Below are 17,443 nucleotides of genomic sequence, written 5' to 3'. Positions count from 1 at the left end.
CAGTTTTTTGGGGCTTGCAGAAGCTTTATTATATAAAAAATAAGCTTAAGGAACCCTTAATAATAGGGCAACAAATAAACAAAATGTTCCTAAATTTTAATTATTATGAAACCTACATATCGAGTGTCTTGTAAAATAGCATGATTTAGTCAGAAAATCTCTGCATTTTTTCTTAACGTTATGCTAATCAATAGGGCTGCATAAAAACAGTATTTGCTAGTTTCATACCATCGCCTCTCTATGCTATAGTGAATGTTTTTTTGGGCCGTACATTATGTTTGAAACCTTAACTGAACGTTTAACCCGTACCTTTAAAAATTTACGAGGGTTAGGTCGATTAACTGAAGAGAATGTACAACACGCTTTGCGTGAAGTCAGACTTTCACTGCTTGAAGCAGATGTTGCCTTACCCGTTATTAAAGAATTTATAGAGCAAGTAAAACAAAATGCTTTAGGGCAAGAAGTTTTAACTCATTTAAATCCTGATCAAGCTTTTGTTAAAATTGTACATGACGAATTAGTGCATGTCATGGGTGATGAGCGTGCCGAGCTCAACTTTAAGACCCAACCTCCAGCTATATTTTTAATGGCAGGATTACAAGGCTCAGGTAAAACGACAAGCACTGCAAAACTAGCGCGCTATTTAAAAGAATCAGAAAATAAAAAGGTAATGGTTGTTAGTGTCGACGTTTATCGACCTGCCGCAATTCAGCAGCTTAAGGTATTGGCAGAACAAATAGGCGTTACCTTCTTCCCCGCAGAAGTTAATGAACAGCCATTAACGATTGCTCGTAAAGCTTTGGAGGCTGCCAAAAAACAATATATGGATGTATTGCTCATTGATACTGCAGGCCGTTTGCATATTGATACTGATATGATGGCCGAAATCAAAGAATTACATCAAGCAGTAAACCCAATTGAAACTCTATTTGTTGTAGACAGCATGACTGGACAAGATGCTGCGAATACTGCAAAAGCATTTCATGAGGCACTTCCATTAACAGGGGTTATCTTAACTAAAACAGATGGGGATGCTCGAGGTGGTGCCGCTCTTTCTGTAAAACAAATTACTGGGCGCCCCATTAAATTTATTGGTAGTGGTGAAAAAGTAGATGCACTAGAGCCATTTCATCCCGAGCGCGTTGCTTCAAGAATTCTTGGTATGGGTGATATTCTTACCTTAATTGAAGAAGTTGAGCGTAAAGCAGACAAGCAAGCCAGTGAAAAACTTGCTAAAAAATTAAAAAAAGGGAAGAGCTTTGATTTGGAAGATTTTAAGCAACAACTACTGCAAATGAATAATATGGGTGGTATTGCTGGAATGATGAGTAAGTTACCTGGTGTGAGTCAAATGATGCCTCAGCAAGCAATGAAGCAAGTTAGTGAAAAAGCTATGGCACAAACTATTGCTATTATTAATTCGATGACTCCAAAAGAACGGCGTATTCCTAAAATTATTGTCGGTTCTCGTAAAAAGAGAATTGCACAAGGCTCAGGAACACAGATACAGGATGTAAATAAGTTATTAAAGCAATTTGAGCAAATGCAAAAAATGATGAAAAAGTTTACTAAACCTGGTGGAATGCAAAAAATGATGCGTGGAATTGGTGGTATACCTGGATTAAAAGGAATATTACCAGACGATTTTAAATAATTCGCAAGAATTACTTCACATGACGAATTAATTTTCGTACAATACACGGCATTTTTATGCTTAGTGCGATTACTAAGTATGTGTAACCACTCTAAAATAGAGGAAAACAATGGTCGTTATACGTTTATCTAGAGGTGGCGCTAAAAAGCGTCCTTTTTATCACATGGTCGTTACTGACAGTCGCAAACGTCGCGATGGCAGTTATATTGAGCGTATTGGTTATTTTAACCCTATCGCACGTGGACAGGAGATTCGCTTGCATATTGATGCAGAAAAATTAAGCCACTGGCAAAAAGTAGGGGCAAAATTATCTGATCGAGTCAGCGCTTTGGTCAAAGAATTTAATAAAAAAGGCGAAGCTGCTTAACTAACGTGGATAATCAGAATAACTGGATAATAATTGCCAGATTTGGGCGGCCTCATGGTGTTAAAGGTTTTGTTACGGTGCACTCTTTTACGGAGCCCCGTGATAATGTTCTGAAGTATACGAATTGGCATGCCTTTATTAATAATAAATGGCAACCTATTAAATTATTATGTGCTGAAGTACAAAATAAATCTATTATTGTCCAAATAGAAGGTTATCATGAGCGTGAATTAGTAGCTCATCTTACTAATATAGAAATTGCAGTACACCAAGATCAGCTGGCAAAATTGAAGCCTGGTGAATATTACTGGCATCAACTTATAGGTATGAATGTGATTAACCAACAAGGCGAGTCTTTTGGAACGGTCACTGAAATAATCCCTACAGGTGCTAATGATGTGCTGGTTGTAGAAGGTAATAAAAGACATTTAATCCCTTACTTACCTGGCCAATTTGTATTAGATATTGATCCCAACCAGCAATTAATTACTGTTAATTGGGATATGGATTTTTAAGTGGTGCTTCATCTTGGAGTTATTAGCCTAATACCCGAGATACTTAATGCTTTGAATTATGGCATATCGGGTAGAGCAATAGAGCAAGGGTTAGTAAAAATTGATTTCTGGAATCCAAGAGATTGGTCTTCCAGACCTTATAGGCAAGTAGATGATAAACCTTATGGCGGTGGCCCTGGGATGGTTATGATGTATGAACCCTTGAGGGGTGCCATTTTGCAGGCGCGAAGCCAAATGCCAAGTCATTGTAAGACGATTTATCTAAGTCCTCAAGGCAAGGTAATTCGCCAAAATGACTTAAATCAAGTGGCAAGTGAGAAGCAACCCCTGCTTTTTATTGCGGGACGATATGAAGGAATTGATGAGCGTATTCTTCAACAGTATGTAGATGAAGAATGGTCTTTAGGAGATTTTGTTTTAAGTGGTGGAGAGTTAGCAGCCACGGTATTTGTCGATGCAATTATTCGCTTAATACCAGGCAGTCTTGGGCATCTTGGTTCAGCAGAACAAGATTCATTTATGAATGGTTTACTGGATTGCCCCCATTACACTCGACCGGCAAAGGTTGATGGATTAGATGTTCCGCCTGTTTTATTAGGTGGTAACCACAGGGATATTGAACTGTGGCGAAGAAAACAATCTCTAGGTAAAACTTGGCTTAAGCGGCCGGATTTACTTGAAAAAATACAGTTAAGTGAAGCAGACAAGCAATTGCTTGTTGAGTTTAAGTTTGAGCACGGTGAATCCTAGGAGATGAACCAATTTGAGGAGTAGTCCATGACTAATATTATTGACCAATTGAATGCTGAGCAAATGCAAGGTAAGAAAATCCCTGAGTTTAATCCAGGTGATACTGTTTTGGTTCAAGTGAAAGTAATTGAAGGTAACCGTGAACGCTTACAAGCTTTTGAAGGTGTTGTCATTGCTAAGCGTAACCGTGGTTTGAATTCTGCTTTTACTGTTCGTAAAATTTCTCATGGTGTGGGTGTTGAGCGTGTGTTTCAAACCTATAGCCCAATTGTTGATAGCATTACTGTAAAAAGACGTGGTGATGTACGTCGTGCTAAGCTTTATTACCTACGTAACTTGGCTGGACGTGCTGCGCGTATTAAAGAAAAATTAACTGGCAAAAAAGAAGGCTAGGGACTTTATTTCTTTAACTTAAAATCTTGTCAAAACTTAATGATGCTCCCCACATTGTGGGGAGCATCATTTATGTTACAGATAAAAAATTTCATGATTTTCTAAGTTCTTTCATCAATGGCAACAACATCACCATCTGTTGTTTTTGTACTGCTTGGATCCAGCGTGTAAAGCAATCGGTGAACTTTAGTATTCAGCTTTCTCATGATATATCGTATCATCAATGGGAATGCCATTCTCATAAGTTAGAAACTGCCTCAACTACTCGAGCTTAAGTAAACCATGTCTCTGATTGAGCCCCAGCCTTTACATCCAGAAATTGTTGCACTAATAGTCAAAAAATAATTTCAATCAACGGATAGCGCTTAGTTCTGGGCCACCACATGCAGTCATCAGGTTGGATAAAATATAAGCCATATGCTATCTTTTTAATTAAGATGTGCTTTTAAATGTTGGTTTGTATTTTAAGTGGGGTGCGCTATGGCTCAAGAAAAGCAAGAAGGTTATAAATTTGAGAATCCTAAATTATTTTTCACCCTTCCGTTCTCAATTGTTACGTCAGCGTTTTTGGGGACGAAAACACCGGAGGACTTTCACTGTCCACATAGGAAAGCATTACATGAGGAATGTTCAAAGGTGCAGGGGTTCGATAGTTATACGGTTCCACCAGTAAATATCACGTTGCATCATGAAAAAACACCTTTGACCAAAGAGTCATTTCAGGCTTTAAAAGATGATATGCACCATACGAAATCGTGGAAGCCAACATTTTCAGATGAGGAACGCGTTCAATTTTATAGGGAACAATCGCAACATCAGACAAAAATTAGTAAAAGCTTTTTTGATGCTGGGGAACATGAAGGAGCATTCATGCATTCTGGGTTGTCAAAGTTCTTTTCATTTAAAGCGGAGGCATATGATTTTGGGCGCCGAATGGGTCAGCAAATTGATCGTGAGATGTCAGGTAAAGAACCGCCGATAATATCTTTAAGCGGTTTATCATAGGTAATTATATAAATATAGGGGGGATGTATGATGCCTAAGGACACAATAATGGGACGTCAAGGTTCTAGTTCAGGTGTGTACACAAAGGATTGTGCGCTTCTTTCTTTAACGCCTAATGAAAAATTATTTCCGTACTTAGTCGACATTACTGAAGATATGCTTGATTTACCGAAGGAGGAAACGAAAAGACTACTTGATCGTTCTCTTCTTGAAAGCCATACTGTGCCAGTTTGTATTCCTCTTCTTACTAACCCTGATGATTTATTTTTGTTTATTAAAAATAATAGCAAGATGTTGTTTGATTTAATGTTAACTGCTTGGCCATTTAAAAACGCGCAATGGGGTTTTACTGATAAAAATAGTGAATTAATTGAAAAGCTTGTTGATATTAAATATTTCCCAATAGTGTATAAAGCGATTACGAAACCGGTTAAAAATACGTTGGATTTGTCAGTAACGTTCGCTGGCCCGACTAAGGCTTTGGTTGATTATATTATAGAAAGCTTGGCCTCAAAAAAAATGACTCGAAGTGAAGAGGAATTAAGAACTTTGCAGTTTACCCTAGCGACTGGAATCGCTATTGTCACAAATAAATTGGAAAAATCAGCCAATCAGAGTACTGAGGAATATCTTTTGGCAATAAATGATTCAAAAAACTACCTAGCTGCTCTTAAAGACAAGAAAGTAGAAACTCTTTTTAATTTTTATTTTAAGAGCAAAGATGAATATCCTCCAAACAGTAGTGATGAGTTTTTGCATGTTTGGTTTGATACAAAGACCTATTCAGGGATGTACGTGTTTCCTGAACCAGCAATCGCAAAAAAATATGCTTAAAGTTACAGTGTTTATGGGAGCGATTGGAAGAGTATATACAGATTCACCTTAATGTGAACATTAATAACAGTACAATACTTTATTTATTAAAAGTACTGGATTCATGAACAAGAAACTGACGGTTAAAATTAGCATTTTGTATAAGCGATTGTTAGATTATGTGAAACCCGTCAGGCTAATATCTTGATAAAAATACAAGTTTGTGTTGCCGCAACAAGTTATCCAAATAACGCGTAAGGAGCTACACCCGCGAGTCCTTTTATGGTATTTGTTGCGTCAATCTATCCTACTTAAAACTACCTTAACAAATGTCTGGCTTCAAAGGATAAAACTGCTATGGCAGTATACAAAAATAGTTTAAAAATCCACCTCCCTAAGTTTTAATAAACAACTAAGGGGATGAACCTTTAATGCCGTTAACTTAAGAAAAAGATAAGGTTTCGAGGAACTCTCAGCTTCGAAAGAGCGTCACCCTCCGCGAAAGCGGAGGGTCTAAAACTTGCCAAACAGTAAGCACTTTGTTTCTAGAACAATTGTGCTTTTATACCAAGACTTTTGATTGAACCCCCCTGCTTTCGCGGAGGGTGACGATGTGCCTAGAGGTAAAGATTGGCCCTTAAGTTGACGCCATCAAGTGAATCTTTACAATTTTTTGCTAGAAGTATAAGACAGCATTTTATCGATCTCAACCTATTCCAAGTTTAAATGATGTGTCTTCATCAAGAGAGTAGTGTTTTCTGAGGTATTCCATCGCTTCTGGAATAAGTTCCTCACATGGTTTTACTCGTTCCCCGCCATTAAGGTTTGCATCAAAGAAGCGACATTTTGATGCACTTTGCTTTCCAAGATATACTTGATGATATTTATCTTTTTGATTTAATTCAAATGTCATTAACATATGGTCTTTATCTTCTAAAGTTTTACTGACTTTTTCTGGGGTTAAACTTTTAAGAGAATGGTGTTCGTCTCGATGCTCGACCTTATTTTTATGAAAAGCATGATGCTCATCTTCACCTTGATTTTGGCCTCTAAAATCAATCTCTTGATTTTCTTCAATTATGGATTTCTTTAAAAATTGCTTACCATCTTGTAATTCTTGAGTTGGATCTTGTTTATTTAGTAGTAAATCTAAATAGTGATTTGTCATTGGTTGACACATCCCAACAGCTTCCCCTTTATCGTTAATGGCCTCCCCACTTTCCATTAACATATCAAATTGATTCGTAAATGGCTTGATACCTTGCAGTCTTTTAAATAATTTTTCTAGCATGTAAAACTCCATATTAAAGCGAGTGAACAAAATAATGTTGCACATAATTAATACTTAAACAGACAACACTCATTATACAGAGCTGTACAATAATAAGTCAAATTTATTTCCATTAGCACTAAAATTGCCCTTTAATGATTTTATATTAGCCTCCTTCTGAAACTATCTATAGATGCTCAATGACACAGCAGTCAAAAAAATATGCATGAGAGTGTGTTAACGTTCCCATGCATGTTATTTGATACCTTAGAAAATAGTACAGTTCATGCTATTTTGATTTTGGATTTCTTGTAAATCAATTGTTGGTAATTTTTCTTCTAGTTCTTCAGGCTGTATTAAAGAAACCAGTTTTAAATACTTGGTAGAAATTTTACCGTTATTATCTATAAGATCACTTTTTACGTTCAATTCAACTTCAGCTTTAATAATTAAAGGAGTATGCCAAACGGGATCTCTACCTTCAATACCATCCATAGAAGAACCATAGGTAAAGCTTAAATCTGAATGTCGTTTGGAAATTGTTAATGCATACTGTTGCGCCTCTTTTTCAGAGCCAAATATCTTAACCTTTTCACTTCCTTTAGGCAGTGCATTGATAACATCGTTTGTTGGATCCTCATTATAAAGATATTCAACGCTGCGTATGATGCCTCCTTTAATATTCTGCATTTCTACAATTCTGTTACTCACAACGTAAACGGGAGTTTTACCTAATCCAGCTTCCTCTAATATCTTTATTTTGATAAATTTAGGGGGTTGAGCGTGTTTGCTAATAACCCTTTTAATCGCCATTAATGCAGTTAAAGTTGCATTGTTTCTTGCAAAAATATCTTCTTTAGCTCTCATGTTAATCTCCTGTGGTTTTGCTAAAAAAAGTTTTTAAACCAAAGAAGAACGGGGATCGTCTATTTCCTTGGTTTATATAAAACCAAAAAATCACGATATACCCGTTTAATGAAAGCGATTAAACTAAACACCCGCAAGTGATGTCAGTCCTCTGACTTACTCAGAGAAGATATCATCATTATTCATCATAAAATGAGGTTTTATAATATCATAATGATAAAATAAAGTACACATTGGTTTTAATTTATCATTTATGTTGGGAGTTTACGACAAAAGTTCTCAAATGAATTTATTATTTCTTTAGGGTTTTCAAACCACGGATAGTGTCCTGCGTTAGCAATTTCCTTTATGAGTATATTATTTCTCTGATAGAGATTATTATTTTTAAAGAGTGATATAGGTGTAATATGATCATGAGATCCTGTGACAATTAGGGTTGGAATTTTCTGAGGTACCCAGGTGGCTTTGTACTTTGTAGAATCAAAAAGTTCCGACGATTGAACGTGGGCTGTATTGTTAATAGGTAGTTTTTCGAATAGAGTTTTTCCTTCATATAATGATTTTTCATTTATAAAGCAATACTTAGCACAAGCCACTAAGAGTTGCCTTAAACTTTCATCATCTGGATTTGCGGCATATTTCTCTTCCGCTTTACTAATGATTTCATCTGTATGATTTTTGCAATATTCAACAAATCTTTCTTGCCATGATGAGTCGGGCGCAGAACCTATCAATACAAGGCCATCTAAAATATGTTCAAGATCGGGTAGCGTCTGAACATACATTGCAGGAGTAGAGTGTGCTACTAGTATTACTTTTTTAAATGCTGTGGTAGCTTGAATAATTGAATGATGTAATTTTGAAATGGATTTATCTTTTAAAATATTTGAACCGTCATTGGGCAAATCTAAATGCCAAATAGTACCAGGGATCTTATCTTTCAGTAATTCAGTTAAACCTGCAATTGCCTCTGATCCAAGACCTGGGCCACCAGGAAGGAATAACCAATTTATGGTCTCTCCTCCGCTTTGATAAGATAATCTACCACCGTCCAATGTCCATAAGTACTGTTTCATAAAACTAGTTACCTTCATATAAATAATATTTCGAACTTAGGTTAGAAATTGTTGACTATTCCGCTCCTCTACGTCGTACATCATGCAAATGACTCAACATCTTGCAAAGCTGGATGTTGTGTATTAATCGTGACACATAAGCAGTGGAAACTAATTGTCAGCAGACACTAAACCGAATAGTTTTATCTTACTAAAAATAAGGAATTAATCACAATAAATAGTACGCTATGTAAGAAAAAACAGGTGAAATTAAACTTGGGGAGTTTCTGATTGTCCCGAAATCAACTCACCGATGGATTTCTTATGCAAAACCAAATTAAAAAACCCAATTCCTATTCCTGTTACCCAACGCCAAGTATTGTCTAATGTCGATGGTGGAGAAAGAACATCTAAACGCTCTTCTTCCCATTTACCAGGGTGAAGTTCACGGAGTGCATTCACATATTTGGTAGTTTCATCGGCAACTGAGGGAGTAAATTCAAGTTGCTCGTAGATATAGGTAAGAAAACGTTTTGCCAAACTTAATCGAGCAGTATAAAGCTCATCCTTTTCTCTTTTGAACCGCTCTAAGTGTAAAATATAATCTTCAAGAAGATATCTAAGTCGAGTAATTGCATGAATTTTATGAAAAACACTATTTACTTCATGTTTATCGCTATTCTCTACCCACTGAAAAAACTCGATCTGTACTCCAACTAAACTGCTTCTGTAAAGCGACGGAGCCAGTTGTTTACCAATTTGTTCTATTTGTTGATTGATTTCTCCACAAGTTACCTTGGGAGAGTGAGGTTGCAGACTCAACTTATGTTTATGAAAAACCATGCATAAAAATACAGCGACCATAATCGTTTTGAATGCATAATCTAATTTTCCTTGTAACGGCTTTAATTCTAAATCATATACCGCCTGTAAGAGTGCTAATTTCCTAGCATCTTCTTCTGAATAACCATTACTTAACCATTCAAAAATCAAAGCATTTGTTGTATCGTCCGCATCTAAAATACATTCATCATGGGTATACTTTTTTGTAATAAAATCAACCCACTCTAAAAAAAGAAGATACTTTCCCTCGCGAAGCGCTTTAAGATATTCGGAACTGGATGAGAGCATGAGTGTCCTTGACTACTTTTTTTCAATCATATCCTATAATTAAAAAACATAAACATGGAAATGGTGCACACTATGAAAAGGAAATGGTATGTGATTGTTGTTTTATCTCTTTTGCCCCTTCACTTGGCCTTAGCAGCAAATTGCGATTTGACACATTTTCGTTGGGAGTGTGATTTGCCTATTCATGTTAAACCTAAACCTGAAGCCTCCTCACTTGTATATTGTGGCAACTCTTACGGATATATAACAAAACAAGAATATGACATACTTGCACGTTATCAGCGTGCTAATGTGAATATGGTTTTAGATATTAATGGTGAATATATAGACAGCCCTTGTATCGGTGCACAAAGGTAGTAAAATAGAACAAAAAATTAATGAGAGTTTCGCATAAGAGCATGTGGTTTTACTCCTGGTCGTTCGAGATGGAGACTGGATCTAAATAGATTCTTTAGCCTAAACTCATGCTAAATTAAGAACTATTTTTTATTTGAGGGCCTAGGCATCTTAATCATATAGCCAAGCTCCCTTGATTTTTTCGCAGGGCATAAATTTTAAAGTACGACGAATATATGATCATTGAACTGGATGGTATCTCCATTGAAGTAACACGAAAAAAAATTAAAAACATGCACTTACGTATTTATCCCCCCGATGGTTTGGTTAAAGTAAGCGTACCTTTTAAATTTAGTGATCAATTAATCCGACAAACGCTGCAAACGAAAGGAACATGGATTCATACACAACGTGAACGGATTCGTAGCCGTTCAATCATTGAAAGTGATGAGTTAGAAACAGGGGTTACTGTACCTTTTCAAGGAAAACAATATTTATTCGTTATTCAGGAGCACCACGGTCCGGTACAAATTAAAATAAATGATGAACTGATGTACTGCTATATTCAACCCAATAGTTCTCATGAACAAAAACAAAAGCTTCTTGATAATTGGTATCGATATCGAATGCAACTCTTATTGCCCGACTTAATTCAGCAGTGGGAGAGTATCGTTGGTGTAAAAGTGTCTCAGTGGGGAATAAAAAAAATGAAAACGCGCTGGGGTTCATGCAATACTAAAGCAGCGCGCATATGGTTAAATCTTAATCTTATAAAAAAACCTCAAATTTGTATGGAATATGTGCTTGTACATGAGTTAGTACATCTGCTTGAGCCCAGTCATAATAAACGTTTTTATCAATTGATGAGCAAATTTATGCCAGAATGGCGCCAATATGAGTTTCTACTTGAAGGACGTGCACTTTGAGCAATTCTGAATTACTTATCCATAATCTTTGTACCCAAGGATTCCATATTATCGAAGATTTTCTTGAGCCTAATCAATGCCAATTAATTCAAGCAAAAGCTCAAGAAATGTATGGACAAGGATTATTTCGCGGAGCAAAAATTGGTCTTAATTTGGAATCTCATAAAAATAAGACTATTCGTGCTGATGAAATTTTTTGGCTGGATGAGCATGAAGAAAATTCAGCAATACAAAATTATTTAAAACGAATCCAGCAATTAGCACAACTTCTGAATCAAGAGCTCTTTTTAGGATTATACGAATTTGAAACCCATCTTGCTGCATATCAGCCTGGTTCTTATTATAAAAAACATGTTGACCAGTTTGCCACAAAAAAAAATCGAAAAATTTCCTGTGTGTATTATTTAAATAAAGACTGGTATGCTGAATTAGGTGGTGAATTAAAGCTTTACAATCAAGAGCAACAACTCATTCAAGTCATTTTACCTCAAGAAAATCGTTTCATATGTTTTAATAGTGAGTTACCCCATGAAGTATGTCTCACTCATCAACCTCGATATAGTATTGCTGGATGGTTGAAAACTCGTTCTGAGCTCATTTGTTAAGAATTCTCTTTGATCTTTTTAAGATAAAAATAAATCAATTTTGAATTTAATCAATGGGATTAAATACGAGATGCTGATACCTGGAAACAAAGTGATATATTTTATCAAGTCTGTGCTAAAATGATGCTTTTTTTAAATTTAATTATCTTAGTGTAGCTAGGATTAGGAGAACAGTTGTGAAAGCTCGTCAAGGAAAACATGATTTTTTTAATACAGTTATTAAAAATCCAGCAGAGTCTGGAATTGAGAAAAAAATCCAATTAATAAGTGATTCTATAAATGACACTCAGAGTGAAATTAATATAATCCAAGAGAATATAAATCAATCAGAACTTGGACTAAAATTGTTACAGTTGTTTGAGCAAATACAAGTTGATGAACAAGCTTTAAAATTAGCAATAGAAGAAAAGAAAGAGGGATTGCAAGCATTAGCACAAGAATCACTTAATACACATAAGAAAGAATACAAAATTCTTGAGGAGAAATGGGGTAAGATTGACAAAAAATTTAATGAATCCAAAGAGTTATTAGAAGAGTTAAATCAACAATTAAAAGAGTTGTTGCAATCCTCTGTGAGCATAAAACCATTCTAACAAGCAATAAATAAATCAGGTATCTTCTTCTTAAACAAATTGGAAAACGTGTGACTGTTGGGGTAAAGAGTAATGGATAGTTTAAATCCTTATGACTTTAGAGTTGCAATTGAAATTATAGAATAATTTCTAAAAATTAAGCTGTTCACGTAATATATTTTTTGTAATTTACAGAGAAATTTGATACAAATTTATTGAATTTTAATCGCAATCGATATTAAATGGACTTGTATGCCTCCAAGGAGAGGGAGAATTAGAATGGCAATTAGTAACGAATTTTTTAGAATATTTGGTCATTTTGTTACAAATTACAAACAAAATGGTACTCCAGCATTTTACAATTGGGCTAAAGAACATAATCACAGCATAATTAGCCATTTCTTGGAAGAAATTCTTTCTATAGTAACTTTAAATCAAGATACGCTTCATGATGCAAGTATTATTGAGAACTTGAGTATCACCATCCTTCTTTCTGCTAAAAGCAATCCCTATTTACTGAATTGTTGGATAAATTTTCTTGATGAATATAATATTGCTGCAAAACAATATGCTCCAATAGGTACTATAGAAATGAATATTGGTCCTTCTGGAGCTCCCTCTGAAAATTTGATCCGCAATCTCAAAGATGCTTTACTTGCTCAGCAAACAGCCTTTGTTTCAACTCAAAAAATACATCAAGCTGAAATAGAACAACTAAAAAAACAAATTTCAGATCTACAGCAATCAAATAATCAATTGATGTTACAAAACGATCAATTAAAGATTCTAATTGGTGATCGTAAGACAGTAGAAGAAATGCATGCACAAATAATAACCGCCCAAAAGCAATTATTATCTGTCTCTCAGTTACTGAGTACACTCTATGAGACCACAAAACAAAAGCCAGGAATTGAAATCATTACTCCCTTAACAACTCCTTCGATTACGTTGAACGCCCAAACTCCAGAAATAGAACGATTACCTCAAGCCCCTTCGCCTAAACCTATCGAAAAAGATCGGGTCATAAAAAATGAAATTAGCGTCATCATACCTGATAAAATAGAAGTGTCCGCTCAAAAAAATCAATCTCAACCAAGAATTCCCCCAGCGCCCCAAACTCCTCTTCCTCCTGAAAAACCATCAACACCTACAAAAGAGACCAAAACAGAGACAAAACAAAATTTGGCCAATCAATCATTTTTTACACCGGTAAGCAATAATGAACTCCTCAATGGGATAAATGGAGCACTGGAAAAAATGAAAAAGAGGAAAGAAGCACAAGCATCACAAATGAATGAAGAAGAAAAAAAAAAATTATCCATCCAGTGATAGTGGGCCGCCTGAATTAGTAGCTCTCTTTAAAAAATTACGAGAAATTAGAAGCGCAGTAGAAAATGATGATTCATCACCAGAGAATTCAGCCATAGAGCCAGATTGGTGACAACTCGCTTTCGAATAAATACGATTATTGTGTATAATGATATTTTTATTTTCACTTAGCCCTTATGCACGCTATAGAGATTCAACAGTTATCCAAAACTTATGCTAATGGTGTTCAAGCGTTGAAAGGCATTGATTTAACCATTAATACAGGTGATTTTTTTGCTTTGTTGGGAGCCAATGGTGCGGGAAAATCAACAACTATAGGTTTGATAACTACCTTACTCAAAAAAACATCTGGTAGTATCTTTATTTATGGTTATGACCTAGAGAAAGAGCCTGAAAAAGCCAAATCCTGTTTAGGACTTGTACCCCAGGAAATCAATCTTAATATTTTTGAAACCTGTGAACAAATTTTATTAAACCAGGCAGGTTATTATGGAATTTCCCGAAAAAATGCGCGCCCTCAAGTTGAATCATTATTGCAACAACTTGGTCTTTGGGATAAACGGTTTTCTATAGCACGCCATTTGTCTGGTGGCATGAAACGTCGACTTATGATCGCCAGGGCTTTAGTGCATCAACCTAAGGTATTGATCCTCGATGAGCCTACAGCTGGCGTAGATATAGAAATTAGGCACAGTATGTGGGAGTTTTTAACTCGCACTAATGAGGAAGGAACAACAATTATTCTTACGACCCATTACCTTGAAGAAGCAGAACAATTGTGTAAGAACATTGCCATTATCGATAAAGGAGAAATCATAAAAAATACCTCGATGAAGGCTTTATTACAAACATTGCGGCATCAAACTTTTATTTTTAATACAGAAGATCGCATTACTACTTTGCCTGATTTACATCCTTTCAAACCATCACTCATTGATAGTACTACTATAGAATTAAGAGTTGATAATCACTTAAGTTTAAATGATGCATTTGCTCTTTTCACCAAGCAAGGAATAAAGATTCATAGTATGCGCAATAAAACTAATCGCTTGGAAGAGCTTTTTTTGGATCTCATAAAAAATGGCCATTGAAAAACAACTTATTGCACTTTACACTTTGGTTAGACGCGAACTTGTTCGTATGTTTCGTATTGCATCACAAGTTTTTTTACCTCCGGTAATTACAACCACACTTTATTTTCTTATTTTCGGCAGTTTAATAGGGCCTCGTATTGGTAATATTGATGGAGTGAGCTATCCAATGTTTATTGCTCCAGGACTAATTATGATGTCAGTAATTGTTAATTCCTATGGTAATGTATCCTCTTCATTATATAGTGTTCGTTTTCAAAGAAGTATTGATGAAATGCTTGTCAGTCCTATGCATCATGGTCTTTTACTTCTAGGATATGTCTTAGGAGGAGTATTTAGAGGATTAATTGTTGCCTTTTTAGTCTTTCTTGTTGCTAGTTTTTTCTTAACCATTGAATTAAGCCATTTACCTATGACTCTGTTAGTGGTTTTATTGGTTTCTGCAATATTTGCACTGGCAGGTTTCACTAATGCTATGGTTGCCCGTAATTTTGATGACATTATGCTGATTCCAACGTTTGTTTTGACGCCACTTACCTACTTGGGGGGAGTATTTTATAGCATTACTATGTTGCCAGAACCTTGGCAAAAAATATCCTGGTTTAATCCTATCTTATACATGGTTAATGCACTGAGAAATGCAATGATAGGCCAAAGTGAAGTAAGTATTTCTTTGGCTATAGGTATTATTTTTCTTATGTTAGTTTCACTCACAATTCTCAACATGATTTTGTTAAAGAAAGGAATAGGATTACGCGAATAATCTCATTGTACTATGACTTGAGTAAATGCTCATACTTAGGTTGGAAATCTAATAAAGGATATTGATAAGTATACATAAAAATTGGGGGTGTCGGTTGAAACTCTGGAAGTTTCATCATCCACCCATGAATCAAGGTAAAAAGAAGTTGTCGGCTGTATTTGTAATCTTGTTCTGTCTCAGGTATTTCTATTGCCAAATACTTCTTCTTATTATTCCCGAACGTTTTTTGCCGTATTGCTAGTTCTTGCTTCACTAAGCCGTGATCAAATTGCCCTATAATGTCAAAAATGGGCATATTTATTTTAGGTTTTTTATTTATAGGTTGCTGTATAGGGTAGGCTGAAAGTAGAATCAATCCTTCGATTTTTAGAGCTTGCGGTTTGTCGAAATAATCTAAAGTTTGCTGTAATTGTTCTCCATAATGCAACACTATAATTTTCATGAACTTTTGCTGCCTCAACGTCATAATGACCTCAGGGAGTTGTTTCATCCAAGGTATGGAATTGCTTTTATCATCCTGAAGTAAAGTTGCCATCCATCCATTTTCTGCTAATCGGTGAGCTAAATAATCCAATAAAGCAGGGGATTGAGTGTGGCTTCCGCCATTAATAAGAAGCACGGCGCCAATCTGTTTTTTTTGAGAAAACCAACAAGGCACCTGAAAAGGCTTACCATCAATATTAATCTCAAGCATATTTGTAAAAGCAGCCGAGACCATACAACACCATAGCAACATTATCCTTATTAAGTAATTCATATCATCCTAACAGATTGCTATTGGAATAAATGTATGTGTAGCCCAGATTAGATGCAGTCGAAATCCGGGAATTTTATGCCACACCTCACGGATTATGGTTATGCCTAATCCGGTAGCTTAAATTTAATTTGAAAATATTATACCCTGTTGATCCAACATCAATCTTGCCTTTTCCGCTAGAATTTGATGTGCCAATCCAGTGGGATGTACCAAATCAAAAAATAAATAACCGGTACAAGCATCTTCTTTCATTTGCGGTTTAGCGGCGGCAGCCATTTTTAAGACTGACGTTTTAGTGATATTTTCATCAAATTGAACACAAGTATTCGTGATATTAGTAAAGCCATAGTCTTGTGGGTGGTTTATGACTTCTTCAAAAGCTTGATGCAGATCATAATAGAGCCATTCTACCTCTGGATACTCCCGCTTAAAACTATCAATTGACTGGCTTAATAAATTATTGTGCTGTTTCGCAAAGTAGGTCATCTCGTTTATAGTGTCAAATTCAATCGCAGCAGGAGTGCGACCCAAATCTGGCAAATTCACTACCAAGATATGCTTTGCACCTTTTTTCACTAAACGATGTAAACTATTTACAATGCCGAGATTAACGTCCACTAGTGTTTTTTCAACTTCAGAAGGCAACCCAAGATAATTATTGGCGCCTATCCATACCACAAAAAGGCTGTCTTCACTGGCTTTATCATTATGCGCCAATAAATAATTATTAATTTCTCTTCTTAAAGTAAATAATACATCTTCTGATCCTTCCTCCTCAGAAACACCAGCACCTCCGAAAGCATAATCTAATAAATGAGCGCCAGGATTTTCAGGAAAATAAGAAGCAATCACATGTTCAATCCAGACAGGACCATTAGTAAAGCGACCCTCATAATAGGGGGGGGATTGCGGAATTTGCCTTTTCATAAATTCATACAAATTACCATTATCAGATAAACTATCTCCAAATATAACGATATTATGAAGAGGTGTTGCCGAAATAATCCCAGAAAATAAAAAAGCACTTATAGTTGCTAACAGTCTCATGAATACCCTTAATCTTAATCCTAAAAAAGCAGTAGTCTTTAATAACTATGACTGACTCCTGCACTGATTTTGAAGAGTTTATTTGATTGTTTTAAAAACAAAAACACGGGCATTATAGTATGAAAAATCATTGATAAGCAATTTTTTTACTTCAACACTTAATATAATATTTTTAATTATTTATCATTAAGTTACAT

Annotated in this window: 20 protein-coding genes; 14 read left to right on the top strand and 6 right to left on the bottom strand. The window is 35.5% G+C overall.

The features are described from left to right. Window positions 1–274 precede the first annotated feature (274 nt). The 7 genes from ffh to Lsan_RS19205 all read left to right on the top strand — a co-directional run bounded on the left by ffh (window position 275) and on the right by Lsan_RS19205 (window position 5,518). Window positions 275–1,654 (top strand): signal recognition particle protein, encoded by a 1,380-nt coding sequence (gene ffh / locus Lsan_RS19235; protein WP_058515720.1) that lies wholly within the window; start codon window positions 275–277, stop codon window positions 1,652–1,654. A 109-nt stretch (window positions 1,655–1,763) separates the two neighbouring features. Further along, entirely contained in the window at window positions 1,764–2,021 is a 258-nt protein-coding gene (gene rpsP, locus Lsan_RS19230; RefSeq protein ID WP_058464795.1) for a 30S ribosomal protein S16, read from the top strand. A gap of 5 nt (window positions 2,022–2,026) precedes the next feature. Continuing rightward, the gene (rimM, locus tag Lsan_RS19225) at window positions 2,027–2,536 is read left to right on the top strand and encodes a ribosome maturation factor RimM (protein ID WP_058515719.1); all 510 of its coding nucleotides are present in this window, start codon (window positions 2,027–2,029) and stop codon (window positions 2,534–2,536) included. Next, window positions 2,537–3,286, top strand: coding sequence for a tRNA (guanosine(37)-N1)-methyltransferase TrmD (trmD, locus tag Lsan_RS19220; protein ID WP_058515718.1), 750 nt, complete (start codon window positions 2,537–2,539; stop codon window positions 3,284–3,286). A 27-nt stretch (window positions 3,287–3,313) separates the two neighbouring features. Next, a complete protein-coding gene (gene rplS, locus Lsan_RS19215) occupies window positions 3,314–3,679 on the top strand; it encodes a 50S ribosomal protein L19 (RefSeq protein ID WP_058515717.1) in 366 nt (121 codons plus the stop codon). Window positions 3,680–4,159: 480 nt separating this feature from the next. Further along, complete coding sequence (locus Lsan_RS19210; protein ID WP_058515716.1) at window positions 4,160–4,684, top strand: hypothetical protein; 525 nt, start codon at window positions 4,160–4,162, stop codon at window positions 4,682–4,684. A gap of 27 nt (window positions 4,685–4,711) precedes the next feature. Then, a complete protein-coding gene (locus Lsan_RS19205) occupies window positions 4,712–5,518 on the top strand; it encodes a hypothetical protein (RefSeq protein WP_058515715.1) in 807 nt (268 codons plus the stop codon). A 685-nt stretch (window positions 5,519–6,203) separates the two neighbouring features. Here Lsan_RS19205 and Lsan_RS19200 read toward each other — a convergent pair. The 4 genes from Lsan_RS19200 to Lsan_RS19185 all read right to left on the bottom strand — a co-directional run bounded on the left by Lsan_RS19200 (window position 6,204) and on the right by Lsan_RS19185 (window position 9,820). Next, on the bottom strand, window positions 6,204–6,788 hold the full coding sequence (locus Lsan_RS19200; protein WP_058515714.1) for a hypothetical protein: 585 nt from the start codon (window positions 6,786–6,788) through the stop codon (window positions 6,204–6,206). Between the two features lie 246 nt (window positions 6,789–7,034). Beyond that, entirely contained in the window at window positions 7,035–7,634 is a 600-nt protein-coding gene (locus Lsan_RS19195) for a hypothetical protein (RefSeq protein ID WP_058515713.1), read from the bottom strand. A 251-nt stretch (window positions 7,635–7,885) separates the two neighbouring features. Next, complete coding sequence (locus Lsan_RS19190; RefSeq protein ID WP_058515712.1) at window positions 7,886–8,710, bottom strand: alpha/beta fold hydrolase; 825 nt, start codon at window positions 8,708–8,710, stop codon at window positions 7,886–7,888. Window positions 8,711–8,959: 249 nt separating this feature from the next. Beyond that, window positions 8,960–9,820 carry a helical bundle domain-containing protein gene (locus tag Lsan_RS19185; protein ID WP_058515711.1) on the bottom strand — a complete coding sequence of 287 codons (861 nt, stop codon included), beginning with the start codon at window positions 9,818–9,820 and terminating at the stop codon, window positions 8,960–8,962. A 72-nt stretch (window positions 9,821–9,892) separates the two neighbouring features. On the opposite strand from Lsan_RS19185, the gene Lsan_RS19180 reads away from it, so the two are divergent. From Lsan_RS19180 to Lsan_RS19145, 7 genes are all read left to right on the top strand, one after another. Continuing rightward, the gene (locus Lsan_RS19180; RefSeq protein ID WP_058515710.1) at window positions 9,893–10,177 is read left to right on the top strand and encodes a hypothetical protein; all 285 of its coding nucleotides are present in this window, start codon (window positions 9,893–9,895) and stop codon (window positions 10,175–10,177) included. A 215-nt stretch (window positions 10,178–10,392) separates the two neighbouring features. Beyond that, window positions 10,393–11,082, top strand: coding sequence for a M48 family metallopeptidase (locus tag Lsan_RS19175; RefSeq protein WP_058515709.1), 690 nt, complete (start codon window positions 10,393–10,395; stop codon window positions 11,080–11,082). Next, window positions 11,079–11,687, top strand: a complete 609-nt coding sequence (locus Lsan_RS19170; protein WP_058515708.1) for a 2OG-Fe(II) oxygenase — start codon at window positions 11,079–11,081, stop codon at window positions 11,685–11,687. Before Lsan_RS19175 ends, Lsan_RS19170 begins: the two co-directional genes overlap by 4 nt. Window positions 11,688–11,863: 176 nt before the next feature. Beyond that, window positions 11,864–12,280, top strand: a complete 417-nt coding sequence (locus tag Lsan_RS23240; RefSeq protein ID WP_237762215.1) for a hypothetical protein — start codon at window positions 11,864–11,866, stop codon at window positions 12,278–12,280. Between the two features lie 258 nt (window positions 12,281–12,538). Continuing rightward, window positions 12,539–13,588, top strand: coding sequence for an MreC domain-containing protein (locus Lsan_RS23235; protein ID WP_237762214.1), 1,050 nt, complete (start codon window positions 12,539–12,541; stop codon window positions 13,586–13,588). A gap of 176 nt (window positions 13,589–13,764) precedes the next feature. Further along, window positions 13,765–14,679 carry an ABC transporter ATP-binding protein gene (locus Lsan_RS19150; protein WP_058515707.1) on the top strand — a complete coding sequence of 305 codons (915 nt, stop codon included), beginning with the start codon at window positions 13,765–13,767 and terminating at the stop codon, window positions 14,677–14,679. Next, a complete protein-coding gene (locus tag Lsan_RS19145) occupies window positions 14,669–15,442 on the top strand; it encodes an ABC transporter permease (protein ID WP_058515706.1) in 774 nt (257 codons plus the stop codon). Before Lsan_RS19150 ends, Lsan_RS19145 begins: the two co-directional genes overlap by 11 nt. 10 nt (window positions 15,443–15,452) lie before the next feature. On the opposite strand, the gene Lsan_RS19140 is transcribed toward Lsan_RS19145, so the two are convergent. Continuing rightward, window positions 15,453–16,178, bottom strand: a complete 726-nt coding sequence (locus tag Lsan_RS19140; RefSeq protein ID WP_237762213.1) for an alpha/beta hydrolase — start codon at window positions 16,176–16,178, stop codon at window positions 15,453–15,455. 144 nt (window positions 16,179–16,322) lie between these two features. Continuing rightward, complete coding sequence (gene plaA, locus Lsan_RS19135; RefSeq protein WP_058515704.1) at window positions 16,323–17,246, bottom strand: GDSL family lysophospholipase PlaA; 924 nt, start codon at window positions 17,244–17,246, stop codon at window positions 16,323–16,325. Window positions 17,247–17,443: the final 197 nt, after the last annotated feature.

The sequence above is a fragment of the Legionella santicrucis genome (assembly GCF_001468135.1).
Taxonomy (GTDB): Bacteria; Pseudomonadota; Gammaproteobacteria; order Legionellales; family Legionellaceae; genus Legionella; species Legionella santicrucis.
Note: the sequence above shows the minus strand (reverse complement) of the source record. Positions and strands in the feature narration are given on the sequence as shown.